Source organism: Sorangium sp. So ce295 (genome assembly GCF_051527405.1).
GTDB lineage: Bacteria > Myxococcota_A > Polyangia > Polyangiales > Polyangiaceae > Sorangium > Sorangium cellulosum_B.
On record NZ_CP150324.1, the window covers coordinates 7,097,145 to 7,121,766 of the forward strand.

At 69.0% G+C, this 24,622-nt stretch carries 25 protein-coding genes and 1 pseudogene; 11 read left to right on the forward strand and 15 right to left on the reverse strand.

What is annotated here, in order from left to right:
- Positions 1-411 precede the first annotated feature (411 nt).
- From WMF11_RS26845 to WMF11_RS26855, 3 genes are all read right to left on the reverse strand, one after another.
- Positions 412-1,953, reverse strand: coding sequence for an NCS1 family nucleobase:cation symporter-1 (locus tag WMF11_RS26845; RefSeq protein ID WP_437540875.1), 1,542 nt, complete (start codon positions 1,951-1,953; stop codon positions 412-414).
- A 237-nt stretch (positions 1,954-2,190) separates the two neighbouring features.
- Positions 2,191-3,117 carry a PAS domain S-box protein gene (locus tag WMF11_RS26850; RefSeq protein WP_437902146.1) on the reverse strand — a complete coding sequence of 309 codons (927 nt, stop codon included), beginning with the start codon at positions 3,115-3,117 and terminating at the stop codon, positions 2,191-2,193.
- Between the two features lie 316 nt (positions 3,118-3,433).
- Positions 3,434-3,904 (reverse strand): hypothetical protein, encoded by a 471-nt coding sequence (locus WMF11_RS26855; protein WP_437972730.1) that lies wholly within the window; start codon positions 3,902-3,904, stop codon positions 3,434-3,436.
- A 162-nt stretch (positions 3,905-4,066) separates the two neighbouring features.
- On the opposite strand from WMF11_RS26855, the gene WMF11_RS26860 reads away from it, so the two are divergent.
- Entirely contained in the window at positions 4,067-4,810 is a 744-nt protein-coding gene (locus tag WMF11_RS26860; protein ID WP_437972731.1) for a hypothetical protein, read from the forward strand.
- Positions 4,811-5,097: 287 nt separating this feature from the next.
- Entirely contained in the window at positions 5,098-6,054 is a 957-nt protein-coding gene (locus WMF11_RS26865) for a hypothetical protein (RefSeq protein WP_437972732.1), read from the forward strand.
- 113 nt (positions 6,055-6,167) lie between these two features.
- Here the strand turns inward: WMF11_RS26865 and WMF11_RS26870 are convergent, their stop codons facing one another.
- Both WMF11_RS26870 and WMF11_RS26875 read right to left on the reverse strand, forming a co-directional pair.
- Entirely contained in the window at positions 6,168-7,151 is a 984-nt protein-coding gene (locus WMF11_RS26870; RefSeq protein WP_437972733.1) for an aldo/keto reductase, read from the reverse strand.
- Between the two features lie 152 nt (positions 7,152-7,303).
- Positions 7,304-9,178, reverse strand: a complete 1,875-nt coding sequence (locus WMF11_RS26875; protein ID WP_437972734.1) for a N,N-dimethylformamidase beta subunit family domain-containing protein — start codon at positions 9,176-9,178, stop codon at positions 7,304-7,306.
- A gap of 1,072 nt (positions 9,179-10,250) precedes the next feature.
- Here WMF11_RS26875 and WMF11_RS26880 point away from each other — a divergent pair.
- A complete protein-coding gene (locus tag WMF11_RS26880) occupies positions 10,251-11,048 on the forward strand; it encodes a formylglycine-generating enzyme family protein (protein WP_437972735.1) in 798 nt (265 codons plus the stop codon).
- A gap of 331 nt (positions 11,049-11,379) precedes the next feature.
- Here the strand turns inward: WMF11_RS26880 and WMF11_RS26885 are convergent, their stop codons facing one another.
- The gene (locus WMF11_RS26885; protein ID WP_437520323.1) at positions 11,380-11,733 is read right to left on the reverse strand and encodes a YciI family protein; all 354 of its coding nucleotides are present in this window, start codon (positions 11,731-11,733) and stop codon (positions 11,380-11,382) included.
- Positions 11,734-11,851: 118 nt separating this feature from the next.
- On the reverse strand, positions 11,852-12,280 hold the full coding sequence (locus WMF11_RS26890) for a DoxX family protein (RefSeq protein ID WP_437972736.1): 429 nt from the start codon (positions 12,278-12,280) through the stop codon (positions 11,852-11,854).
- Positions 12,281-12,494: 214 nt separating this feature from the next.
- Here WMF11_RS26890 and WMF11_RS26895 point away from each other — a divergent pair, with 214 nt between their 5' ends.
- A complete protein-coding gene (locus tag WMF11_RS26895; RefSeq protein ID WP_437972737.1) occupies positions 12,495-14,948 on the forward strand; it encodes a hypothetical protein in 2,454 nt (817 codons plus the stop codon).
- A 44-nt stretch (positions 14,949-14,992) separates the two neighbouring features.
- Here the strand turns inward: WMF11_RS26895 and WMF11_RS26900 are convergent, their stop codons facing one another.
- The gene (locus tag WMF11_RS26900) at positions 14,993-15,982 is read right to left on the reverse strand and encodes a sigma-70 family RNA polymerase sigma factor (protein WP_437972738.1); all 990 of its coding nucleotides are present in this window, start codon (positions 15,980-15,982) and stop codon (positions 14,993-14,995) included.
- A gap of 4 nt (positions 15,983-15,986) precedes the next feature.
- The gene (locus WMF11_RS26905) at positions 15,987-16,409 is read right to left on the reverse strand and encodes an ADP-ribosylation/crystallin J1 (RefSeq protein WP_437540894.1); all 423 of its coding nucleotides are present in this window, start codon (positions 16,407-16,409) and stop codon (positions 15,987-15,989) included.
- A 289-nt stretch (positions 16,410-16,698) separates the two neighbouring features.
- On the opposite strand from WMF11_RS26905, the gene WMF11_RS26910 reads away from it, so the two are divergent.
- Entirely contained in the window at positions 16,699-17,247 is a 549-nt protein-coding gene (locus WMF11_RS26910) for an EF-hand domain-containing protein (protein WP_437972739.1), read from the forward strand.
- A 48-nt stretch (positions 17,248-17,295) separates the two neighbouring features.
- Here the strand turns inward: WMF11_RS26910 and WMF11_RS26915 are convergent, their stop codons facing one another.
- The 3 genes from WMF11_RS26915 to WMF11_RS26925 form a co-directional block, all read right to left on the reverse strand.
- The gene (locus WMF11_RS26915) at positions 17,296-17,790 is read right to left on the reverse strand and encodes a hypothetical protein (protein WP_437902154.1); all 495 of its coding nucleotides are present in this window, start codon (positions 17,788-17,790) and stop codon (positions 17,296-17,298) included.
- A 105-nt stretch (positions 17,791-17,895) separates the two neighbouring features.
- Positions 17,896-18,291: a hypothetical protein gene (locus WMF11_RS26920; protein ID WP_437972740.1), complete on the reverse strand. Its 396-nt coding sequence runs from the start codon at positions 18,289-18,291 to the stop codon at positions 17,896-17,898.
- Between the two features lie 321 nt (positions 18,292-18,612).
- On the reverse strand, positions 18,613-19,188 hold the full coding sequence (locus tag WMF11_RS26925; protein WP_437972741.1) for a hypothetical protein: 576 nt from the start codon (positions 19,186-19,188) through the stop codon (positions 18,613-18,615).
- A 383-nt stretch (positions 19,189-19,571) separates the two neighbouring features.
- Here WMF11_RS26925 and WMF11_RS26930 point away from each other — a divergent pair, with 383 nt between their 5' ends.
- Complete coding sequence (locus WMF11_RS26930) at positions 19,572-20,381, forward strand: hypothetical protein (RefSeq protein WP_437972742.1); 810 nt, start codon at positions 19,572-19,574, stop codon at positions 20,379-20,381.
- A 79-nt stretch (positions 20,382-20,460) separates the two neighbouring features.
- Here WMF11_RS26930 and WMF11_RS26935 read toward each other — a convergent pair whose 3' ends face one another.
- The 3 genes from WMF11_RS26935 to WMF11_RS26945 all read right to left on the reverse strand — a co-directional run bounded on the left by WMF11_RS26935 (position 20,461) and on the right by WMF11_RS26945 (position 22,310).
- The gene (locus WMF11_RS26935; protein ID WP_437972743.1) at positions 20,461-21,318 is read right to left on the reverse strand and encodes a hypothetical protein; all 858 of its coding nucleotides are present in this window, start codon (positions 21,316-21,318) and stop codon (positions 20,461-20,463) included.
- A 319-nt stretch (positions 21,319-21,637) separates the two neighbouring features.
- Positions 21,638-22,144 carry a hypothetical protein gene (locus WMF11_RS26940; protein ID WP_437972744.1) on the reverse strand — a complete coding sequence of 169 codons (507 nt, stop codon included), beginning with the start codon at positions 22,142-22,144 and terminating at the stop codon, positions 21,638-21,640.
- A gap of 13 nt (positions 22,145-22,157) precedes the next feature.
- Positions 22,158-22,310: a hypothetical protein gene (locus tag WMF11_RS26945; RefSeq protein ID WP_437972745.1), complete on the reverse strand. Its 153-nt coding sequence runs from the start codon at positions 22,308-22,310 to the stop codon at positions 22,158-22,160.
- 150 nt (positions 22,311-22,460) lie between these two features.
- Here WMF11_RS26945 and WMF11_RS26950 point away from each other — a divergent pair, with 150 nt between their 5' ends.
- From WMF11_RS26950 to WMF11_RS26970, 5 genes and pseudogenes are all read left to right on the forward strand, one after another.
- Complete coding sequence (locus tag WMF11_RS26950) at positions 22,461-22,862, forward strand: hypothetical protein (RefSeq protein WP_437972746.1); 402 nt, start codon at positions 22,461-22,463, stop codon at positions 22,860-22,862.
- 60 nt (positions 22,863-22,922) lie between these two features.
- Positions 22,923-23,021 (forward strand): annotated as a pseudogene (locus WMF11_RS26955) (hypothetical protein); the annotation flags it as partial.
- A gap of 9 nt (positions 23,022-23,030) precedes the next feature.
- Positions 23,031-23,279: an HNH endonuclease gene (locus tag WMF11_RS26960; protein ID WP_437979421.1), complete on the forward strand. Its 249-nt coding sequence runs from the start codon at positions 23,031-23,033 to the stop codon at positions 23,277-23,279.
- A gap of 203 nt (positions 23,280-23,482) precedes the next feature.
- Positions 23,483-24,289: a Shedu anti-phage system protein SduA domain-containing protein gene (locus tag WMF11_RS26965; protein WP_437972747.1), complete on the forward strand. Its 807-nt coding sequence runs from the start codon at positions 23,483-23,485 to the stop codon at positions 24,287-24,289.
- 26 nt (positions 24,290-24,315) lie between these two features.
- Positions 24,316-24,606 (forward strand): hypothetical protein, encoded by a 291-nt coding sequence (locus WMF11_RS26970; protein ID WP_437972748.1) that lies wholly within the window; start codon positions 24,316-24,318, stop codon positions 24,604-24,606.
- The last annotated feature ends 16 nt before the right edge of the window (positions 24,607-24,622 follow it).

Genomic DNA, 24,622 nt, shown 5'->3' on the forward strand with positions numbered 1-24,622 from the left:
GACATTTTATGATCCATCGAAAGGCGCCCACGGAGCAATAGACAGACGGATGGAATCAACCCACGTTGTTCGGCAAGACACCTTTAAAGCGCGGAGCGCCTCGGCGGCGGGAGCGCTCCACAACACGCCACAGGTCTCCCACGGTGGGGCCCCGCCCCACAACAACGTTGTTGCCATCAGCGAGCCTCGTCGTTGATCACGAGAAGAATGCCCGCATACACAAAAAAACGACCCGTCAGGGCGGCGCGCGCGGGCGAGGAGCCGGCGGCGCTCCCGAGGCAGAGGGCCTCCTCGGCCTCGGGCGCGCGCGCGCCACGGGAACGACAACGACGCGGCGTTCGCCGTGGACCCGCGCTGATACGGAGTTGGAGGGGCGGCGAGGTCGCGCGCCTCGCCGCGAGGCGACGCGGATCAGGCCGCGGCGAGCTTGGCCGGGCGGCGGATCAGCGAGAGGGCGACGTAGACGACGAACGAGATGGCGAAGCCCGTGAACCAGGCGTAGCTGTAGAGATCCATCCATGCCTTGGGGACCGTCGCGACCTTGATGGTGCCGAGGAAGCCAGGCAAGTTGGGCAAGACGCCGGCGACGAGGGCGACGATCGCGACGGGGTTCCACCCGCCCGCGTACCAGTAGATCCCTTCCCGCTTGTAGAGCTGGGTGAGATCGAGGTTGGTCCTGCGGACGACGTAGTACTCCGCGATCAGGATCGCGCCGAGGGGGCCGAGCAGCGCGGAGTAGCCGACGAGCCAGGTGAAGATATACCCGGTCGGGTCGCTGACGAGCCGCCACGGCTGCATCAGGATGCCGATGATGCCGGTGATGAGGCCGCCGGTGCGGAAGGAGATCCGCGACGGCCAGAGGTTCGAGAAATCATTGGCCGGGCTCACGACGTTCGCGGCGATGTTGGTCGCCAGGTTGGCGATGCAGAGGGCCGCGAGCGAGATGATCAAGACGACCGGGTTCTCGAAGCGGGTGATGACGACGACCGGATCCCAGAGCGTCTCGCCGTAGATGACGACCGTGGCGGAGGTGACGGCGACGCCGATGAACGAGAAGAACGCCATCGTGGGCGGCAGGCCGATCGCCTGCCCGATGACCTGATCGCGCTGCGAATGCGCGTAGCGCGTGAAGTCCGGGATGTTGAGGGCCAGGGTGGCCCAGAAGCCGACCATCGCCGTGAGCGCTGGGAAGAAGAAGACCCAGAACTGGCCCTCCTTGGGCTGCCCGACCCCGAAGGACGAGGGCTTCTCGAGCATCGGGCCGAACCCGCCGGCGCGGCTGTAGGCCCAGAGGAGCAGCGCCAGGCCGAGGCCGATCAGGAGAGGCGCCTTGATGTTCAGCAGGATCCGGATCGACTCGATGCCCATGCGGATGATCCAGATGTTGACGCCCCAGAAGAGCAGGAAGCAGGCGAGCTGCGCGACGTTGATGCCCAGCGGCGTCGGCGGCATCTGCTCTATCGACGGGACGAAGACCGCCACGATCTTGTAGATGGCCCACCCGCCGAGCCACGTCCCGATCCCGAACCAGCCGCAGGCCACGAGGGCGCGCAGCACCGCGGGCACGTTCGCCCCCCGGATGCCGAAGGCGCTCCGGCAGTAGACGGGGAACGGGATGCCGTACTTCGTGCCCGCGTGCGCGTTGAGGATCATGGGCATGAGCACGATGACGTTGCCGAGGAGGATCGTGAGGACGGCCTGCCCCCAGCTCATCCCCTCGGCGATCAGGCCCGAGGCGAGCATGTACGTCGGGGTGCATGCGCACATGGAGACCCACAGCGCAGCGATGTCCTTCATCCCCCATTTGCGCTGGTCCAGGCGCACGGGCGCGATATCTTCGTTGATGTAGCGCGAGTCGATGTCCCCTCCTATCTGCTGAAAGCCCTCGCTGGCCTTCGCGCCGTGAGCAGCCGAATGCACGTCGGGTTGAGCAGTCGTTTGCGTGTGCGCCATCGTCGATGAGGCTACACGATCGCACGTGAGACGGGATAGTGGACAGACGCACCGTCGCCGGAGCACGCCGGCTGTCCGGTGAGCCCGAACGAGCAGGCGCAGCGCGCGCGGCGCTCGCTTTGTTTCCTTTTGTTTCCTTTGTTTCCTCGATGTTGCGCGCCGGGCCTCGGCGTCCGCTCCGCGGTTGTTCTGGTGCCGTGGTGCGGTGATCCCTGGCGGGATCTCCGAGGCTCGGAGCTAGCTGCCCTGGCGGGCCGGAGGTCGAGGGGCGGTGAGCCCGCGCCGCAGGGCGAACGCGATACCCTCTTTCAGGGTCCGGAGCGTCACGACGCCACCCACACCGACGCCCTGCGCGACCAGCGTCTGCGCGATCCGCGGCTGGATGCCGGTGAGCACCACCTGAGAGCCGAGGAGGTTCACCGCCTTGGCCAGCCGGATGAGCGAGTCGGCCACCTGGGAGTCGATGACCCCGACGCCGGTGATGTCGAGGACCACCGTCCTGGCGCTGTGCGTGATGACCCCGTTGAGCACGGTCTCGAGCGTCGCCGCGGCGCGGTCGCTGTCGAGGAAGCCGATCAGCGGCACCGCGATGACCTGATCCGCCACCGGCATGAGCGGGGTCGACAGCTCGCGGACCATCTGCTCGAGCCGCTTCGTCTTGTCCGCGACGCGCAGCTCGAGCTCGGCGTTGAGGCGCCTCACCTCGTCCTCGGCGTGCCGGCGCTCGGTGACGTCGACGCCGATCGCCTGGAACTCGGCGAGCGGCCCCCCCTCGCCGAGCGGTGCGCGGTTGGTCCAGTGCATCCAGCGCACCGCGCCGTTCGGGAGGATGACGCGGTGCTCGGTGTGGACGATCGGGTTCTCGGGGCCGAGCTTCGCGAACTGCCGGGCGAGGAGCAGCCCGTCCTCTTCGGGGACCATCGGCATGAAGCGGTGGCCGACCAGCTCCTCGCGCGTCTTCTCGAAGTACCGGCAGTAGATGTCGTTGACGAAGGTCAGCGTGCCATCCATCCGAAAGCGGCAAATGAGCTCGGTCTGGTCCTCGACGATGCCCCGGTAGCGCGCCTCGCTCTCCCGCAGGTCGTTCTCGACGCGCTGCTTCTCGGCGAGCTCCCGCTCGAGCTCGGCGTTGCGCCGGCGGAGCAACTCCAGTTCCGCTCGCATGGTAGCGACAACATCCGCTTCGCCGTCGTTCATGATCCGGTGATTCCTTGGCGCGCCGTGTGGACAGTTACGTCCGTCCTAGCTATCTTATCAAAGGACGACCCCGCCGGGTGAACTTCGAGCGTGCCGAGGGCGCGCGCAGCGCTTCCTACAGCGCATGCCCTGTCGTCCCATCGACGCACCGCAGCGCACCAGATCACGCATGCATGAGCGTGCGTCTCCTCGTCTCATCAAGAGAGCATGGCAGGCGCATTCGCCGCGGATCTGCTCCCGCTTCGGCGCTCGCCTGCGTCGACGCGAGAGGACAGGCCGCTCGCTACTGCGCCCGCCGGAGCGTGGCGACGCCCTTCCAGGGCGGCGTCTGCGCGTGCACGACGAGCTCTCCCTGGTCCGAGAACTCGCACAGCGCCTCGTAGGCGACCCCCGCCTCGTCGTAGGAGACCAGCTTGAACCGATCCCATGCGGGGTCGCGGATCTCGTAGGCGCGGTCCACGTGGAGGCCGGGCGAGTCCGCGAGGATGCGCTTGCCATCGAAGCGGACGACCAGGTGCGCGTACTGGAACTCGAGCATCGACGCGAGCATCGGCTCGAGCGGGACCTCGGGCTCGAACCGGACGAGCCGGAAGCTGCCGCGCAGGCGCGCGTCGATCGACGCGATTTCGGCCCCCGCTTCGGGCCCCCGGGCGGCGCTCGAGCCGCAGCCGGCGGCCAGCGCGGCCAGGAGAGCGGCGCAGGCGACGAGGAGGGAGCGAGAAGAGGGGGATGGACGGCTCGCCGAGGGCGACATGGGGCGGAGCTTAGGGCGAGCGGACGGACAGCGCAAAGCGGCGCAGGTGCGCGCGGCCGTGGGCACGCCGCAGGCGAGAGCGCGAAACCTCTTCCTGCCGCGTCCGCTTCCGCTCACGCTTCCACCTGGAGCGCCGCCGTCGCGCTCGCGGGAGGGGGGAGCATGACAGACGTCCTGAGAGGCACCGATTTCGTCGCAGGCCTTCCAGAGCACGCGTGCGCCGCGCGCGAGGAGGCCATCCTCGAAGCGGTGCAGGCCGGCCACCTGGCGCCGATCTCGTGGGTCCCGGTGTACAGCCAGCTCGACGAGCGCCGCGCGACGTTCCTCGTGAGCGCCGACGCGCTCCGCATCGGCGACGCGGAGGACTCCGTCCGCGTCAACGCCTCGGCCCGGACGACCCAGCGAATCGCGGATCTGCTCGAGTGCGCGATGCTGACGACGCGCCTCTGCGACCTCGTGTGGGAGCAGGCCACCGTGCGGATCCCGCCGTGCATCGGCGCCCCGGACGCCTCGATGGCGAACACCTCCCGCATGCTGGAGCACCACCGCCGCCTCGAGGAGCAGGTCGCAGGGAGGACCGGGCTCATCGAGAACGTGGGCAAGCACTGGGTACTCACCAACCGCCTCGCGGACCGCCCCGACCGGGCCGCCAACTACGGCTGGTTCGACCCGGGCGCGGCCCACAGGCACGGCCAGCAGACCTTGTGGCAACCGCTCGGGCTCGCGCACGATCCGGATCATGTGGACTACTCGCAGGTCGTCCGCCTCGTGCGGCGACGGTGCACGGTCGACGAAGCGGAGCGCGATCTCCACGAGGTGATGACCGATCCGGCGCTCGCCGGTCTGCTCTCGTCCGAGGGTCCCCTGTGCGTCCTCCGGCTGCCCGGGGTGCCCGAAGAGGTGTGATCGCCGCGCGCCCCTCGGGGCGTCCGGCCCACATCCCAATCCGTCGCGGGCTGGCGCCCAGTGCAACGCGCCTTCGTGCCGCGCGGATGTCCCCGCCGCTGTGGCCCGCGCGCCTGGCCATACCTGCGCGACGCCGCCCTGATTGCGCGAGTCCCTGCTCAAGTTGAGCAAACCAGCGCAGGCCACCCCGCGCTCGCGCACCGCGGCGTCGCGTCCCCGGAGCGCCTGGCCAGGTCGTGGGCCCTCGACGCGAGGCGTGGCACGGAGCGTGATTAAAGAATCGCGCCATGACCGACAGAACTCACAGGCTTCTCGCCAACACTCCTCGCCGAACGTACCGAGCCGCGCCTCTGCTCGCCGCGGCGTTCATGATGGGCTGCACCGCCGCGTCGACCGAGGCGGACGACGCCGCCCCTCTCGCCCAGCCCTCGGCTGGCGGCGGGCTGCGCTTCGCGAGCGAGCACGACGCGCTCGGGTGGGTCGCCAGGCGGGCCGAAGAGCTCGAGATGGGCCCGGTGACGGTCGAACGAGACGAGGACGGCCGGCCCATCAAGGTGGCCGGCGTGTCGATCGGCTCGCCCGACGAGATCGCCGCGGCGAAGGCGGGCTTGATCGGCGAGCTGGGTGGTGAAGACCATGCGGTCGAGATCGCGGGGGAGCGCTATCTCCTGGAAGGCCAGGAGTCCGGGCTGTTCGCCGCGGTCGCGCACTGCAACGGCGGCCTCTGCACGAACGACGAGTCGTTCAAGAACGACTACGTGTTGTACCGAGAGCTCGGCAGCCGAACCTCGGTGACGTCAGGGGGGTTCGAGACCCGGCGCCAGACGATCCAGGGCCGCGGAGAGTACGAGTGCGTGGACCTGCCGGGGCCCCTGCCCGTCAAATGCACCGGCTACTGCACGTATGCGTCCAGCTGCCCTTCCGGTTTCACTGTGGAGAGCACCGCCGGCTACCCCACGTGCAGGACGACCTGCGTCGGCCAGGTGCGCAACGTGACGCTCTCGATCTCGATCGAGGGCTTCGAGTTCTTCGAGTCGAGCGGCATCCTCGTCCCCTCCATCCCGGTGCGAAGCGGCACGACCCACGACTCGAGCCTCGAGGTCAAATACTGGGAGTACGGCATCGGCATCGACTCCGTGATCTCGGACGCCAATGGGCTGTGCGGCTCACACTCGACGTCCGGCCCGGACGGCTTCGTCGTCGCCAAGAGCCACTGGGGCAGCGTGCCCACCGCGTGCCAGTAGGGTGCCGCAAGCACGGTCGCTGCTCGCTCACAGAACGCCGCTCCCTCGATCGCGAGCGACGCGCGCGGCCGCCCGGCGAGCGCGGCCGAGCCGCGCTCTTCAGGCCGCGTCGCTCACCGGTTCACGGACTGCATGCCGACCTCCGGATAGCGGAGGCCGGCGGCCGCGCCCTTCGGCGCCACCGCCTCGAGGCGCCGCAGATCGGCCTCGCCGAGCGTGATCGCCTCCGCGGCGACGTTCTCCTCGAGGTAGGTGCGGCGCTTCGTGCCGGGGATCGGGACGATGAAGTCCCCTTGCGCGAGCACCCACGCGAGCGCGAGCTGCGACGCCTTCACGCCCTTCTCCCGCGCGACGCCCTCGACCTTCGCGACGAGATCGAGGTTCCGCTGGAAGTTCTCGCCCTGGAATCGCGGCGAGATGCGGCGGTAGTCGTCCGGCGCGAGATCCTCGAAGCGCCGGATCTGCCCCGTGAGGAAGCCGCGGCCGAGGGGGCTGTACGCGAGGAAGCCGATGCCTAGCTCGCGGCACGTGGCGAGCACGTCGTCCTCGGGATCGCGCGTCCAGAGCGAGTACTCCGTCTGCACCGACGCGAGCGGGTGCACGGCGTGGGCGCGCCGGAGCGTCGACGAGCTCGCCTCCGAGAGGCCGATCGCGCGCACCTTGCCGGCCTTCACGAGGTCCGCCATCGCGCCGACGCTGTCCTCGATGGGCGTCTTCGGATCCACGCGGTGCAGCTGGTAGAGATCGATCACGTCGACGCGCAGGCGCCGCAGGCTCGCGTCGCACGCCGAGCGGATGTACTCCGGCGCGCCGTTGATGCCGCGGACCGTGACGTCGTTCGGGTCGCGGACGATGCCGCACTTGGTCGCGAGGACGACGCGATCGCGCCGGCCCGCGATGGCCCGGCCGACGAGCTCCTCGTTCGTGAAGGGACCATACATGTCCGCTGTGTCGAGCAGCGTGACGCCGAGCTCGATGGCGCGGTGGATCGTTGCGATCGACTCGGCCTCATCGCGCTCGCCGTAGAAATCGCTCATGCCCATGCAGCCGAGGCCGAGGGCGGAGACCTGGAGAGTTCCGAGCTTGCGTGTGTGCATGGTTGGGCTCCTTGGCGCCGCGGAGAGGCGGCGGCGGACGCCACCGTAAGAGGTAGCGGGCGGCCGGAGTCAAGAGGCAGCCGGCGCGGCGGCGCGGCGACGAACCGCCATGGCGGTCTTCTGCCTGTCCGGGGCAACTTCCCGCAGCAGCGCTAGAAGCCGTCCCTCGCCAGCAGCGCGCCCGTGCCCGTCGCAGCGAAGAGCCTCCCCTGCGCGCCCGCGAGCGCGCGCACGTCCTTCGCCTCTCCGATCGAGACCCATGGGCTCTCGTGGCGCACCGGCGCACGCCATGAGAGGCGCCCCTCCCCCGTGACCGAGTACACTTTCCCGTTGATCGCCGCCATGGCGATCACGCCCTCCGCGCGCCCGATGGGCTTCCAGGGGACATCGCCGCCCCGCGTGGGGCGCGTGAGCAAGAGGCCGCCGCTCGTCGCCGCGAACAGATCGAAATGGGTCGTGGCCATCGCCACGATACCGGGCCCAGCGCCGACCGGCCGCCAGACGACCTCCTCGCGCAAGGGCTCGCGGAAGAAGAGGCGCCCCTCGGCGGTCACAAGGAAGATCCCGATCGGCTGCTCCGCCTCGGCCTCGATCGGGCACGGCATGGCGACGACGCCGCGGGCCACCCCCGCGGACCTCCAGGGGAGGTTCTGGCTCGACGGCTCCCGCCACAGCAGCGCGCCGTCCTCGGTGGCCGCGAAGAGGAGGCCCTCGGCGCCCGTCATCGCCGCGATGCGCGGCGCGCTGCCCACCCGCTGCCAGCCGTGCTCGGGGTACCGGCGCGAGAGCTTCTCGAGCACATTGCGCGTGATGCGCTCGATCTCCGGAGCGGTCCCCTCGTCGAACGGGGCCGCCCAGTCGACGCTCGCGGCCGTGAACACCGTGCCTCCGCGGCGGTAGATGCCCATGGTCGCGAGCCCGCCTTGCCCCTGCGCCCGCCATTGCCGGAGATCGGCGACGGCCAGCACCACGAACGTCGACGGCGTGCCGCCCAGCCCGGTCGCGCGCGCGATCCCGCCGACATCGACGAGTTCGGCCGCGTCGGTCTCGTAGCCGACCGAGCCTCTCCCGAAGGCATCTCCGAGCGCGAGCCCCGTGCCGTCGAAGACCCAGTGCTCGGGGAAATTCACCCGGTAGACCGCTTCCTTCTGCGCCTCCGGGTCGAGCCAGTTGCCGGCGCCAACCCGGTAGCCGACGCCCGTCATGTGATTCTCCGGGCGATCCACGGGGGCGTTGGCCCATTGCACGGTCACACGATCGTTGTCGATCCCCGCCAGCGGATCCTCGACGGCGTCGCGGTAGCAGACCATCGTGCGGCCCTGGTCCTCGATGCGGACCTGCCAGTAGCACGTATTGCCGCTCAGGAACGCCACATTGCCGCCTGAGCGCACGAATGCCTCGACCGTATCGCGCATCTCTCTGGACCAGTACTCGTCGTGGCCCGTGCTGACGAGGAGCTGAACACCTCGCAAGAGGTCGGGCTCCGCGTGCAGGTCCATGCTGGAGCAATAATCGACCGCGATCTGCTCCCTCTCCAGCCAGCGCACGAGCGGCAGCGCGCTCTTCGCTTCCGTGCCGCCGGGGCGCTCGAAGGACACCCTCCTGGAGCGGTCCGGCGAGGCCCATGGATAGAGCCGTTTGCCACCCCAGCCATTGTAGGCCTCGTCGGTGAAGAACGGGATGCAAACGAGGATGCTCGCGCCAGGGGCGCGGGCTCTCACCACGAAGCGCAGCGACGCCTCCTCGCCATCCGTGTTCTTCAGGGTGGCCAGATAGACGCCGCTCGGCCAATCGGGAGGGACGAGCCATTCATGGGCGCAGGGCCAGCCGCAGCCCACCGCGTAGGCGTCCGGCGGCGTCGCGTGGGCGCCCGCGGAAAACCTGACAGAAGCGCCGAGCGACGCGCGCGCCCCGATCCGCTCGATGGCCATCTGCACCGCGGGATCTGCCGCGGTGTTGCTCACGTGAAACCCGATCGCCTCGCCCTGCATGACCGATTTGCGCGCGGTATACGCGTCGATAGCCATGAGCCTCCTGCCCTTCCGCTTCCCCCGGGAGCAACGGGCGGGCCGCGGTCTGGCGTGCGGGGGGGTGACGGCTACGCCCGGAATCACCGCGCCAGGAATCACGGCCGTTCCGTGGAACGGAGTCCAAGCATTTCGGAAACGTCAAGCCCCGATCGCGGAACCTGCCCTGGCACCCGCGCTGCCGCGCTCGCGGGCGACAGACCACGCTCGGACCACCGGGCGGAGGGTGCCGAGACCCTCCCCGGAGAGCTGAATCGGTGGTGCCCTAATTAGGGCAGACGGCCCGTCGGCCGGAAACCGGCGTTTGGGCCACTCGGACAGGCCAATTGTATCGGGACGCGGCGAGCAGGGCACTTCCAGCGGAAGGCGCGCGTTGCGTCCGCGATGGGCGCATCGTGGCTTTCTTGACACCGGGAGCGCCGAAGGACGACGCTCTGCCGCCATGGCGGGCGCGAAGGTGACTGGCTCGAGGGTGGCGATGGCTGTCATCGGGCTTGCGGCTTCCGCCGCTGGCGGATGCGCTGCGCTGGCGGGGCTGGAGGACAGCTACTACCTGCTGGACGGAACCGGAGGTGGCGGCACCGGCGGAGGCGCGGGCGTCGGCAGCACCGGAGGCGCCGGCGGACATGGGACTGGCGTTAGCGTGGGCGACGGCGGTTCGGTACAGGACAGCGGCAGCGCGGGCGCCTTTGGCGGCGGAGGCGACAGCATCGGAACAGGAGGCACTGCGGGGACCGGAGGTGGCGGAGGCGACGTCGAGTGCTCTGCCGACGAGGAGAAGTGCTCGGAGAACACGCCGCAGCGCTGTGTCGATGGGCGGTGGAGGAGCGGCGATTCGTGCGTCAAGCAGACCTGCGTGGGGGGGAAGTGCATCGGGAGGTGCGGCCCGGGGGAGGTGCGCTGCTTGAATAACCAGCCGCAGTGGTGCCATGAGTACGGGGATTGGGAGGACACGGATCCTTGTCGTGCGGCAGCGCCCGTGTGCGACGCAGGGAAGTGCGTGTCACCGAGCTGCGTCGGGCTGCCCGAGACGTGCGGGCCGCGTGGCAATGAGAGCTGCTGCGCGACCGCGATGGTGCCCGGGGGGACCTTCAACCGGGGCAACGATCCAGCGTTTCCAGCGATGGTGAGCGGGTTTTTGCTGGATCGGTTCGAGGTGACGGTGGGGCGGTTCCGCAGGTTCGTCGAGGCGTATCCCGGAAGTAAGCCCGCACCAGGAGCGGGGGCACACCCACTCATCGAGGGGAGCGGGTGGGATGCGGTTGAATTCGCGAGCCACCTGCCTGCTGGCGCGCCGGAGTTAACGGCAGCCGTAAGGTGCAATGCGAACTTCTCGACGTGGACGGACGAGATCGGTGATCATGAGCATCTGCCGATGAACTGCCTGAGCTGGTCCGTGGCGTTCGCGTTCTGCGCGTGGGATGGGGGCCGTCTGGCGACGGAAGCAGAGTGGAACTACGCGGCGGCGGGCGGAGATGAGCAGCGGGTATATCCGTGGGCGACTCCGCCGGGCTCGTCCACGATAGATGGCACCTATGCGGCATATAACTGCATGGGGGACGGGTCTGCGTCAGGCGAGTGCGCGCTCAGCGATATCCAGAGCGTTGGGTCGCGATCGCCGAAGGGAGATGGGAAATGGGGACACGCGGACCTGGCCGGGAGCCTGCAGGAGTGGGTTCTGGACTGGTACGACTACAATTACAAGTCCCCGTGTAACGATTGTGCCCAAGTAAGCGGCCTCCCATACAAGATGATTCGGGGAGGCTCCTGGCGGCGCGATGCGTCGTATCTGCTCTCGTCTTACCGCAAGGAAGTCGACGCAGACAACTGTAGCGATTCCGGAGGGGTCAGGTGCGCGAGGACACCGTAGCGACGAGCTGACGCGGCTCTGCTGGTCAGTTCAGCTAAGGTGGAACGTCCCGCATCTGCCGATTGATTCTGTCCTGGAGCCACGCCCTCAGCGCAGCCACGTCGCTTCTATCCCGACGCGGGATGCCCGCGATCGTGGCGCGCACGATGTCGCGCTCGGCCATGAGCGCCTCGATGCTCGGCTTCTTCTTCGGGTGTCGCGCGGCAGGCTGGCTCTTCGCCACCTTCCCTCTCGAGACCCTCCCGGGAGAGATGAAACTCAAACCGGAGGCCTCAGAAAGCCGTCACAGTGTATAATTCTGATGACAGCCCAATCGTCGCAGCTTGCGCGCTCAGGAGGGCGGAGGCCCATCCATCAGCGGTAGCACCTCGCAGTGACCATCCCCGGCGACCTGGAGGAAGCGCTTCGCCCCCGCGATCGCCTCCTCCTTCGAGGCTGCCCGGATCAGCGCGTAGCCGACCATCGGATCCTTCATGTCCGGGAGCGCCCCATCGCTCACGGTGAGCTCGGCGCCTGCTCTCCGGACGCGCGCGCCCATCGCGGTGGGGAGGAGCGCGTCGGTGCCGAGGAGCACGCCCTCCCGCGTCATCTCGTCGATGAGCTTCCCCATCTGCGCCATGTGCTCCGGATCGGGTGCGCAGAGCTCCTGGCTTTTGTCAGGCCGATACAGCATCAAGAATCGCATCGTCGTCTCTCCTTGGGTGCTCGCCCGGCACGGCGGGCGCTCCTCCATCACAGACTGCGCGACCCGCTCTGACTCATCGGTCGCGCGATCATTTCTCGATCCCGCTGCTTCCGCCCCGCTACTTCCGGAGCGGGAGCAGCGCGCGCAGCCGCTCGTCGCGCAGGAGCAGCCCGCCCCAGATCATCGCGGCGACGTACACAGGGAACAGGACGTGGCTGAACAGCGGGTTGTCGACGCGCACGTGCGTGGCGACGGCGCCGCCCAGGAAGCCCGTCAGCAGGATCGCGCCGAGCACGGAGGTGCGCGGGATCATGTAGGTGACGACGCTCGCCAGCAGGACGAGCCCGATGCCGCGGACCGAGCTCACGGGATAACCGAGCTGCTCGGACCCCTCCAGCACCTGGGGCACCATCATCAGCTTCCCGATGCTGTCGAAGAGCAGGAACGCCACCGAGAGGCCGCTGAGGATCCGCCCGGCCCAGACCTTCTTGTTCGACACAACCACCGGCTCCACGTGCTGCTCCGACATCGAGGCGCTCGTCTCCATCGTCTCCTCCTGGCTCGCTCTGGACAGATCGGTCCTCGCGCCCCGGCGTCATGGCGGCGCGGCGCGGCCGATTCGATCCCTAGGACGCCGCGGCGGCGCCCGACTCATCGGTCGTCCGGAAGTTTTTTTCCTGGGCCGCGCTCGGCGGCGGCGCACGAGCGCCCGGAGCTCGGAGCGCTTGACTCACCAAGCACGCCGCCAGAGGCTCTGCGCCATGAGGGGCAGGAACAGGGCTGCAGCAGCGGCGATCTGGCTCTGGGCCGTTGCCACGGTTGCGCCTGGCGGCTGCGCGCAGAATATCCGCGCGGAGCAGGGCAACGGTGGGCAGAGCCCAGGGGCGGGCGGTGCAGGGGGCATGGCGGAGCCAGGACCGGCGACGTTGCACCCCGAGCGGCTGGTGCAGGGCTCGGTCGACAAGATCGATCTCCTCCTGGCGATCGACAACTCGGGCTCGATGGCCGACAAGCAGGACGTCCTCGCCACCGCGATCCCCGACCTCGTCCACGGTCTCGTCAACCCGCGCTGCATCCACGAGACCGGCGCGATGCCCCCGACCACGGTCGGCTCGCCGAACGACCCCTGTCCGCAGGCCTACAAGCGTGAGTTCGCGCCGGTCAAGGACCTCCACATCGGCATCATCAGCTCGAGCCTCGGCGGCCACGGGTCGGGCGCCTGCCAGGGGACGACGAGCACCTCGAACGTGGACATGGCGCACCTCCTCGCGCGCAGCGACGAGAGCTCCACCGAAAACGACATCCCGACCTACCTCGACCGGGGCTTCCTGGCCTGGGATCCGGATCAGAAGCTCGATGGCGAGCCGGAGAGGCCGGGTCCGAACGACGGCGAGGCGGACATCAGCGTCGATTCGAACGCCGACCTCAACGACACGTCGCTGGTCGGGCAGCTCACCGCGATGGTCAGGGGCACGGGGCAGACCGGCTGCGGCTTCGAGGCGCAGCTCGAGAGCGTGTACCGCTTCCTCGTCGACCCGGAGCCCTACGAGACGATCAGCGTCGACCCGGCCACCGAGTACATCGTCGTCACCGGCGAGGATGCCGTCGTCAAGAAGCAGCGCGCCGACTTCCTGCGGCCGAGCTCCCTCCTCGCGATCCTCATGCTCACCGACGAGAACGACTGCTCGATCCGCGAGGAGGGCATGGACTACCTCGTCGCAGAGACCGCGCCGGGCTTCCGGATGTGGCGGCCGCGCGCCGAGTGCGCCCAGGACCCGGGCAACACGTGCTGCAGGTCGTGCCGCCAGGATCAGACGGGCTGCACCGAGGACCCGGCGTGCACAGGCCCGGACGGCGACGCGGCCAGGCTGACCGCCGCGGAGGACCCGGTCAACTCTCGCTGCTGGGACCAGAAGCGCCGGTTCGGTTTCGACTTCCTCTATCCGATCGACCGCTACCGGCGCGCCTTCACCGAGGCGCAGATCCCGAACCGCAGGGGCGAGCTGGTCCCGAACCCAATCTTCAGCGATTTGAACCCGGACGACCTCGACCACGGCATCCGCGATCCCGGGCTCGTCTTCTTCGCCGGCATCGTCGGCGTGCCATGGCAGGACATCGCGCGCCAGAACGCGCAAGGCCATCCCGACCTGCTGAACGGCCTCAACCAGGACGGCGAGCCGGTCGGTGGGCTCAAGAACGCCGACGAGCTCAGCGCTCCGCTGCTCGACGGCGCCTACAGCAGCACCTGGGAGCTCATCCTCGGCGATCCCGCGAAGTACCAGCGGCCGAAGGATCCCTTCATGGTCGAGTCGATGAAGCCTCGCTCGGGCACGAACCCGATCACCGGCGACACGATCGTCCCGCCGCAGGAGACCGGCTGGAACGCCATCAACGGCCGCGAGTACACGATCCCGGCGGAGAGCACGGGGGACCTCCAGTACGCTTGCATCTTCGATCTCCCCAGGGACGCGGTGAAGAGCTGCGATGGGCAGGCTCAGAGCTGCGACTGCAGAGCGGTGGGAGGTCAGCCGAGCGACAACCCGCTGTGCGAGCCGGAAGCGGGGAACGACCAGGAGGATCCGGGGCCCAGGTCGACGACGCAGATCAAGGTGAAGGCCTATCCGAGCCTCCGCGAGCTGCAGCTCATCCGGGAGCTCGGCCCCCAGGGCATCGTCGGCTCGGTGTGCCCGCGCCAGCTCACGGACCACAACGCAGCCGACTTCGGCTACCGGCCGGCGATCGGCGCTGTCATCGAGCGTCTGAAGACGGGGCTCGACAGCCGGTGCCTGCAGCGCACGCTGACGCCCGAGGCTGGAGGGGGGGTCGCCTGTCTGATCCTCGAGGCGCGCAACTCGCAGGGCGCGTGCAGCTGCGCTGACATCCCGGCGCGCGCCGACGTCACGGAGGAGCACGCGGCGGCGAAGGAAGAGGTGCTCGCCGATCCGATCGCAGCGGCCGCCGGCTGGGATTGCGTGTGCGAGATCGAGCAGCTCGCAGGCGCAGAGGGCGAGGCGTGCAGGGACGACGTGAGCGACAATGTCGAGACGGGCGGCGAGCCGGTACACGGGTGGTGCTACGTCGACCCGGCGAACGGCCGCGGCGACCCGGCCATCGTCGCCAGCTGCCCGGCAGACGAGCGCCGCAAGATCCGGTTCGTCGGCAGGGGTGAAGCCCAGCAGGGGGCCACGCTGTTCATCGCCTGCCCCGGCGAGTAGGCCGCCCGCGTCCACCGGGAACAGGACGTGGCTGGTTGTTGGAGCTACGGCTCGGGCCGCAGGGGCAGGCCAAAGAGCGGGAAGAGCCGCTCGGCGTCGAGGAACGAGCACACCCCGACGATCTCCCCGGCGGACACGTCGATGACCTGGATCGCCCACGGGACGAAGGCGCCGCCAGGGCCGCTCGGCCGGTACTGCCCCAGCGCGAAGGATCCGTTCGCCGCCACCGGCAGGAGCCGCGAGCCTCTGCACCCCTCGCCCACCTTGAGGAGCCAGGCGTGCACCGAGGGACGCCCCCGCAGCCACAGCCGGTAGGGCGGCATCGACCAGGTCGCGTCCTCGCGCAGCAGCGAGACCAGCGCGTCGACGTCCTGCCGCTCGAAGGCCGCGACGTAGCGGCCGAGCAAGGACCGCTGCGCCTCGTTCATCGGCTCATGGAGGTCGCTCTTCTCCTCCTGGCCCATCGTCGCCCGGGCGCGCTGCAGCGCGCTGTTGACCGAGGCGACGGTCATCCCGAGCAGCTCCGCGATCTCCGCGGCCTCCCAGGACAGGACCTCCTTCAGCAGCAGCGCCGCGCGCTGCCGGGGCGGGAGCCGCTGGAGCGCGGCCACGAACGCGAGCCGGATGGTCTGCCGCGACGAGACGAGCTCCGCCGGGTCGCAGGACGCCGCCAGCACCCGACCGTCCGGGATCGGCAGCACCCACGTCGCCTCCGCCAGCGTGTCGAGGACCGGGTTCTCGGCCGAGCCCGCCGGGCCGAGATCCATCGGTCGAGCCCGCCTTGACCGGCCCCGCAGCATGTCGAGGCACACGTTGGTGGCGATGCGGTAGAGCCACGATCGCATCGCGGCGCTGCCCTCGAGCTGATCGAAGCTCCGCCACGCCCGCACCATCGTCTCCTGCACGGCGTCGTCCGCGTCGAACGCGGAGCCGAGCATCCGGTAACAGTGGCCTGTCAGCTCCTGCCGGTGCTGCTCCAGGCGCAACTCCATCTCGCGGGGAGGGGGGTTCGCTGCGAGGGTCGAGAGCTCCATGGCCTCAGCTGACCTTCGTGGGCGGGTTGCGGAGCCAGCCGAGGGGGAGGCGGGTCGCAGGATCGATGTCTCCCTGAAACTTCGGCCCGCAATAGACCTCGGTGACCTCGATGGTCCCGACGAGATGCCGGTTGAACTCCTCCAGCTCCTCGGCGGGCACCCAGAGCTCCTCGTGGGAGCGGCCGCCTGCGATCTGCACAGGATACCTGCGGGCAAAATCGTCCTCGACCTCGAACCGCGTCACCCACCCCGCGAACCCGGAGGTCTCATCGGCGGTGTTCCAGTCGCGGGCGATCTTGCGCGCGTACTCCTCCGTCAGCACCGGATAGAAGATCGGCTGATGCGACAGGCGCGGCGGGAACGCTCGATAGCCGGCCTCTGCGATGAGCCGGAGCTCGGCGAGGCCCACGGGTCGGTACAAGATCATCGTCGTCTCTGCTTCCTTTATACCCCCGCTGGACGTGGATCTCAGCGTCCGTCGACCGGAGCCGACGCTGCGACCTCGATGTGATGCGCGGAGGCTCACACCGGCGGCCGCGCGCGGCCCCTGCCCGCGGGCGGGCGGTGGCGGGCCGGCGCCGAGCGAGGTGCCGTGGGCCAAGGCCGCGCCCGCTGAAAAAAGATCGAGGGGCGCGTAGGGAGGGCGGCCCGGGGCACGTCTCACGAACAGAAGCCGGCAAGAACACGCTGGCCCTTGCACCAAGGAGCACGACCCAATGACCCTCGCCCTCTTCTCCCACAAGACCCACACCGCGCTCCGTCGCCTCGTCCTCGGCAGCTTCCTTGCCGCGGCCGTCCTCGCCGGCGGCGGAGCGGCCTACGCGGCGAACGACGCGGGCGGCACGGGGGGCAAGCCGGCGCCGCACCAGGGCCAGGGCAAGGACGCCCGCCGCCAGCACGGCCCGAAGGACCCCGCCCGCCTCATCAAGCGCTTCGACAAGAACGGCGACGGCAAGCTGACCGTCGCTGAGCTCCCCGAGAAGGCGCAGAAGCGGCTCGGCAAGGCCGACACGAACAACGACGGCTCCCTGTCGGCCGAGGAGCTCAAGGCGCACGCCGAGCTGCGCATGAAGGACCGGGCGGCGAAGCACAAGGCGCGCTTCGCCAAGAAGGACAAGAACGGCGACGGCTTCCTCACCAGGGACGAGGTGGGTGACAAGCGCTGGGAGCGGGTGAAGGCCGCGGACGCGAACCGCGACGGCAAGGTCAGCGCCGACGAGCTGCGCGCGGCGCGCCCCGCGCACAAGCCGCCCGCAGCGCGGTAGCTCCGAGGAGAGCGCGCGACGCGGAGAGCGGTGGCCGGCCTGCTCCGTTCACGGCTCCGGCGCGGAACGGAGCAGCTCATCGCCGAGCGCTCGCAGCGCGCTCTCCAGCGCCGGCAGGTCGCTCCCCTCTATCTCCCAGTCCTTCCGGCTGTAGTACTTCGCCGCGCCCCGCGGAGCGCCGCTCAGATCGAGGCAGTAGTCGAAGCCCTTCACGTCGCACGGCCGCGCATCGAAGGCGACCTCGTGCCTCGATTTGTCCTGCGGGAAGAGCAGCTGCACCTTGTCGTTGCCGCGGAGCTCGTAACGAAACAGGGCAAACGAGCCCTCGTACTGAGACGAACGCCGGAAGATGCCGATCGGCTCGTCGGCGAGCAGCACGACGAGCTCGACAAGGTCCGTGTCGCCCCTCGGAAGCCGCTCGATCCAGACGCGGCCCACCAGCGTCTTCGGGTCGGAAGCGCGCGAGCTCAGGAGCCCGTAGCCGGCTGCGACCGCCGCGAGGGCGATCGCCGTGACCGTCATCATCCTGGAAACGCGGTTCATGGGCGGCATCCTACCCCTTGCAGCGCCGCGCGGGGCCCGAGATCGAGGCCCGCGGTCCGCCTGCCGCGGCGCCGCGATCCGCGGCACGCCGGCGAGCGCCGGCGATCAAGAGCCGAGCGGCGCGCCGCAGCGATCGCAACCCTTCGTTCGGTACGAGTGCTTCGCCTCGCAGTTCAGGCAGTGCTTCGGCAGGAAGTAGAGGAGCGCCAGGCCGATGCAGGTGCCCAGCCCCACGATACCCCACGCGCCGCTCCGGCCGCGCATCTTCGCGTAATACACGAGGGCGGTGATGAACAGGGCGACGCCGAGGAGCGAGATGGCAGCGTTGTCCGTCGCGCGACCTACCGATTGCAGCACGATCCCCGGCAACCCGAAGAGGAAGCTCAAGGTGCTGAAGCGACTCAGCCTCTTCTGGATCTCGAGGCGCCGCTCCGGGCTGATCTGCTCGACGCTCGCGGCGTGAGGCTCGGTGGATGCGGTCGGAGGTGCATAAGGGTTCATGCGTTCGTCCTTCCCGGCGTGCGTTCCAGCGCGGTCTCGCTGGGCGCCGCGCGGCGAGGATCCCAGGTTATGCACCTTCCCCGACCCGGAATAGCGGGATCCTCCTGCCGGGCTCTCTCTCCTGGAAAAGATCGAGGGGCGCGTAGGGAGGGCGGAACGGGGGCAAGCCGGCGCCGCACCGGGGCCAGGGCAAGGACACCCGCCGTCCGCTGAGCGCCGACGCGCTGCGGGCGGCGCGCCCCGCGCGCAAGCCGCCGGCGGCGCGGTAGCTCCGAGGCGAGCGACCGAGCTTCGAGGTACCCCCACCGCGCCAGGCGCCCGTCAGCGGCGCGGCGCTGTCTCCTCGCCCGGCCCCGTCTCCTCGCCCGGCCCCGTCTCCTCGCCAGCGCTCGCTGCGGCCGCGGCGCCGCGCTTCCTCGGGCGCTTCGGAAAGAGCGGGAGCTGCCGCTCCAGCACCTGGCTCCGCCAGGCGAGCAGGGTCTGCGCGCGCCGGCGCGCCGTCTCCTTCCCGATGCCCGCGGTGAAGCGGAAGATGCGCCGCGCGAGCGCCTCCCGCGTCGGCGCCGCGGGCTCGAAGAGATCCGGCGCGACCTCCTTCACGACCTGGCACGCGAAGATCGCGCGCCGCAGGTGCGTCCGCTCGTCGGCAGAGCCGGACGAGGTGGCGAGCAGCTCGCGTGCCGCGGGCGTGATCGAGGCGCCGTCGTCGCCGAGCCAGCCGAGGACGCGGGCAGCGGCGAGCGCATAGCCGACGTGCCGCAAGGAGATGCCCGTCTGCTCGGAGATCCGCTCCTTCTCGGTCACCCCGCCCGAGAGCGCCTCCAGCACGCGCCGCACGTTCGCGAGGTTGTCGGCCTGGGGGATCTCGGCGCTGTGCAACAGGCGGGTCGTCGGCATGGGCGGCAAGGAACCCCCGGCCCCCGGCCGGGAGACAACACCATAGCGCGCCGAGGCACGGCGTGGGTCTCGAAGACGCGCGCCGCGGCCGGGCGCGCCGTCGATGCCCCTCTCCAGCGCGCACGCCGCGCCGGTCGGGCCGTTGGGGCCCGGTCCCTGTGCCAGAGCTGTCTGCGCCTGGCACACGTGGCGCAGCGCGCTGGCGAGCGCGCTCGGGAAAGCGCCCGGATTGCGCGGAGCGCGCGATGGAACGGTTGCTGCCACGTCTGCCAGGGCCGACGCTCGCGTCGAGCCCGTCGCGGCCCTCCGGGACATCGCGCCTGAAGGAGGGAGCGCTCCGGCTCTCCCCTTTGCAGCGCCCTCGCGTGTTCCAGGTGCTCCCCATGAGATCTTTCCTTCGCACATTGACCCGCTGGCAAGCGACTCCCGTGTTCACCATCGCGCTGCTGTGTCTCCACTGCAGCTCGAGCGTCGAGGCGGACTCGATGGGCGGCAGCTCCGCCGGCAAGGGCGGCGGCGGCAGCTCCACCAGCGAGGGGAGCGTCGACAGCACCTCGAACGGCGAGGGCGGCGGCAGCTCGAATGGATCGGGCGCTGGCGGCTCCACAGGCGAAGGCGGCGGAAGCTCCGCAGGCGAAGGCGGCAGCTCCCCGGGGGAAGGCGGCGGCGGAGGCTCCACGGGGGCCGGCGGCGGCGGCGGATGCCGCCTGCCGGACGACCCCGCCGTGTTCGAGATAGGCACCGGCGAGACCTGCTTCGAGAGCATCGAGGATGGCGCCACGCTCCCGGTGATCACCGGGCCCCAGGGGGGATATCATCTGTGGTTCGCCGTCGGCTGCAGCGATTGCGGGGAGAGGGTCCGCGTGCGGTACAGCGTCAAGGACCCTGCCACGGGGGACCTGTTCCCGCCGGGCGTGCCGCAGGAGGGGATGATCGAGCTCCTCCCCGGGGAGTTCCCGCACGCATTCGGGCTCATTGCGTTCCTCCCCGGAAGGCAGTGGCAGCCGGACTCCGTGCTCAAGGAGGGGACTCACGTGCTCCTCGCGGCGGAGGCGCGCAACGACGACGGCTCGACGAAGCACACGGCGCAGGTGGAGGTCGTCCTCGGCGCCACCGTGGCCTGGGGGCTGCCGTGCAGCGACGATCCGGCGACCTGCGGCGCCCCCGGCGGGGCGCCGTGCTGCACCGACTGAGCGATGGGGTGCGGAGCCCATGTTCGGTGTGCCCGGTGCGGGTTCTCCCGACTTGCGCGCCGAGCGGCGGCGGATTGGATCAGAAGACGACCGCGCCGGGCGAGCAATACTGATCAAGGAGGGGCGAAGGCGTCGCCGACACGTTGGCGTCGTCCACGTAGTATACGGCCGGCCCGCCGATCGTGTAGATATAGACCTCGTTGTTGAACGACGTGCCGCAGGTCTGGAGGTACTCCCACTTTCCGGTCTGGGTCGAGGTCCTGGTGGTGTAACCCGTCCCGCCGCTGCCGAGCCCTATGGTCACCTGCCCCGTCACGGTATAGACCCAGACGCTGAACCGCAGGTAGGCGTTGTTCGGCGGCGGGCTGGCGGATGTCCAGTACTGCTGGGCGATGCCGCCGTTGGTCGTCGTCGCGGACACGAGGAGGCTGCGCTTGTTGGCGGTGTGCACGACGTCGGTCTTGAGCCATGTCGCGATGGCGCCGTAGTTCAGGTCATTGCTCGTGGCAGGCCAGGAGTCCGCCGCGGTGCCCCAGCCGGCGAACCATGACGCGTTGGCGCTGCCATGATCGATGAAGCCCGACGGGATCCCGGCCTGCGCGTTCTCGAATCCGGGGTTAATAAGCAAATTGACGATCGGGAGCTGGAGGAGGACGAGAGACTGCGCGCCGCCCCCGGAGCTGACCGCGATCTCTGCGCCGGACTTGCCGGCGGGGATCAGCGTCTGCTGGGCGAGGGCGTCCGCGGCCGGCGCCGTGTTCTGCGCGCCGATGCCTTCGGACGGCTGCACCTCCGCCGGGGCGCGGGCTGCCTCGGGGAAGGCGGCGGCCTCCTCGACGTCCATGAGCCCCTCGTCGTGAGGTTCGGAGTCCGAGACGCAACCGACGAGGGCGAAGGGGACAACGAGGCTGCTGAGGATGAATGCGGTAGATTTCATGATGGGTTCTCTCCGGTCGGGGTTTGATTGTTCGACTGCCTGTCCTTCCTCCTGAGCACGCTGAGCACGCAGCGTGCCGGTTCGGCGGGCGCGGATTTCGGGCGATCTTGAGGGGGCGCTCGTGGAGCGAGCGCCGGTGCGGGAGCTCGCCGGCAGTCCTGCCAAAATGCTCCAGGCGATGGAGTGGAGGCTGTGGCCTGGAGGCCAGGACCTCCAGGCGCAGAGGCTTGCCCCTGGAGGACGCCGGTGCTGCCTGCACGCGAGCGCCGCGTGGACGGAGGGCGCGCTGCGCTGGAGCGCGCCGTGGCGCCGCCGGGCGTCAGCCCGGCGGGAGCAGGGCGAGCAGGGCTCTGGCGACAACCCTCTTGTCGAGGACAAGCACGCTCCGGATCATCCTTGCGCTCCCCGTGAGCTTCTCGCCCAGCGCCTCGCCGGTGATCTCGAGCCGGCAGGCCAGGAGGCGCTGCGGGTAGCGGGAGAGGAGCGCGTCGCAGTCGCGATAGAAGCGTGTGCTGCCGTCGCTCGCGAGAAAGAGGATGCGGGACGCGCGGGCGTTCTGCGGGCTCTCCGGGGCCCTCCTGGCCGCGGCGTCGAGCCCCTTCTGCTCCCTGGCGAGCTTGTCGGCGATGAGCTCGAGGCCGTGGCAGGCGTGCTCGGCCGCGAGCGCGCCGCGGAGCTCCGCGGCCAGGGCGTCGGTCATCGGGAGCGTCGCCACCTGGTTCCGGCCGCTCTCCCACAAGAGACCCGCGTGCTTGGTGAGGAGCTCGGACACCGCGTCATGGCGCGGATCGGCGACGAGATCTTTCGGCAGCTTGAGCACAGGCACCTCTGCGCGCACCCTACCAGACCCGGCGCTCGGCGACGACCGCCGCGGCGGCGAGCCTCCCGCACGCGGAGCCGTCGGACCAGGCCATCCCTTCCGTGGGCCCGCGCGCTCGGCATTCCGGAGCTTCCAGCGAGAGCCCGAGCCGCGCGGGGGTCTCCCTCGCCATCACGGGCTCAGTGTTGGGCCGACGAGGATACCGATCATGGCACGGCAGAGGAGAACGGCCGGCTGCGCGTCGCGCTGTGCCTTGCACCGCCGAGCTTGCTGGCCTCGACGGCCCATCGTAAACTAGGATATGGCCGTTCAAGCCGTTACCGTGAACCTGCCCGAGCCGCTGTACGAGCGCCTGGCTCGCCGCGCGCAGAAGACGCAACGAACCGTTGAGGCCGAGCTCGTCGACGCGGTGGCAACCTCCCTCCCTGACGAACCCGACGAGCTGGCGGTCGACATGGCGGAGGCCATCGACGCGCTGCACCTGCTAGGTGACGAGGACCTCTGGCGGGCCGCCAGGCAGAGCCTCGCCCCGGAGAAGGCTGCGGACCTCGAGGATCTGCACATCAAGCGCCAGAGCGAAGGGCTCTCCGCGTCGGACATCGAGGCGCTCGCGACGCTCATGAAGGAGTACACGCGGATCATGCTGGTTCGCTCCCGATCTGCCGCGCTGCTCAAGCAGCGAGGCCATGACGTCTCGGGGCTTCATCAAGGACATGAGCCGTAGCTACATCGGGAGGGCGCTGCGTGAGCAGGTCGCCGGTGAGGCGCGCCATCGCTGCGGCTATTGCCTGACCTCGGCGCGTATTATCGGCACGCCGATGGAGATCGACACATTATCCCTGAGTCGCTGGGCGGACCTACTGCCAGGGAAAATCTCTGGCTCGCATGCTCGATGTGCAACGATCATAAAGGCAATCGAATCGCGGCTCCCGATCCGCACACCGGAGAAGTCGTGCGTCTCTTCAACCCACGTCAGCAGCTCTGGCTGGATCATTTCGGCTGGAACATGGAGGGATCTCTGATCATCGGCAAGACGCCCACTGGCCGAGCTACGATCGCTGCGGTTCGCCTGAACCGCGCCGAGCTCGTGGAAGCCCGGCGGGGCTGGGTCATCGCGGGTTGGCATCCGCCCGAGGATTGAGCCATGAGGCCACCCAACGAGCCGCTGCTGCCGGCGGCGCTGCGCCCCGCAGCAGACCGGCAAATCGTTAGCCGTCCGAGCACAGGAGCGCGCCGATGTCCGGGGTGTGAGCGCCGCGCGTGTGCCCCCATGCGCTAGCGAGCCTGCCTGTACTTCTCACATACTGCTCGATGAAGTGATATACTGCTTCCACCGACATCTCAATGAAGCTCCACGACAAAGATTACTCGCAGCTAACTCAGGAGGAGATCGCTCAATGGGAGGCCCTGCGCAAGAGCGAGATCGTCGGCAAGCTCGGCAAGCTTACGGTAACAGAGAGCCGCTTTCACGACTATCCCAAAGCTGTCCGCCACTTCTTGTCTCTGTTCCCAAACAACTACCTGGACATTGTTGAGCTACGAGAGGAGTCGCGTCTCAGGGCCGCGCTCGAATCGTTCCGAAAGCTCCTTGACACACCGGACGTATCGGAGCGTAAGATTTTGAACTTCATCCGCGACAGGCGCGCGTACTTCATCGTCGCCTCGCTGCTGAAGGCATATTTCAGATTCGGCCATCACGAGGCGCATCTTTTTCCGGAGTTTCAGCTTGGGAATTCGTACAAGGCCGACTATCTACTTGTCGGACAAAACTCAAGCGGCTGGCACTTCGCATTTGTGGAGCTCGAAGCTCCGCACGGAGAAATCACCCTTGAGAATGGTGACCTTGGCGCAGCCTTTCGGAAGGGGCTTGCGCAGGTCGCAGACTGGAATACCTGGCTTGAAGCGCGATACGGTTCGCTGTCCGAGAGCTTTGATCGGTGCCGGCGCGCCGACGCGGCCCTGCCCGCAGAGTTCACTCAGCTCGACAAGACTCGTGTTCACTACGTCGTCATTGCAGGGCGGCGCACTGACTTTAACGAGAGAACGTACAGGGTGCAGCGCAGGAAGCAGAAAGAGAGCTCCGAGTTACTCTTGCACTACGACAACCTAACCGACGCCGCGGAGGAAATCATCGGCAAACCGACTTACTGACGTGAGTTTCCAGAGAGAAGGAAAGAGTGAATAGCACCATAACTGTTCATCACGAGGTGTACTTGGGCGAGGAAGGGAGCTGGCGGCTCTGCTTCCAGTGGTGCACCTATGCGTACGACGATGATTCGCCTGACGAGAACGGATATCGGTTCATCTGGCGCCGGCCTGATGGGTCGTTGCAAGCGGCGCGCGGACAAGCGCGAATTCCTTCTGCTGCCGACATCTTCGGATTACTACAGCTCGCCGCGCGCGATGGGTGGCTCGCGACTGTAGAGGGGCCGAAAGCACGCTTCGAGTTCGGCGACGAGGCCGACTAACCCACGGCTGGAGCTG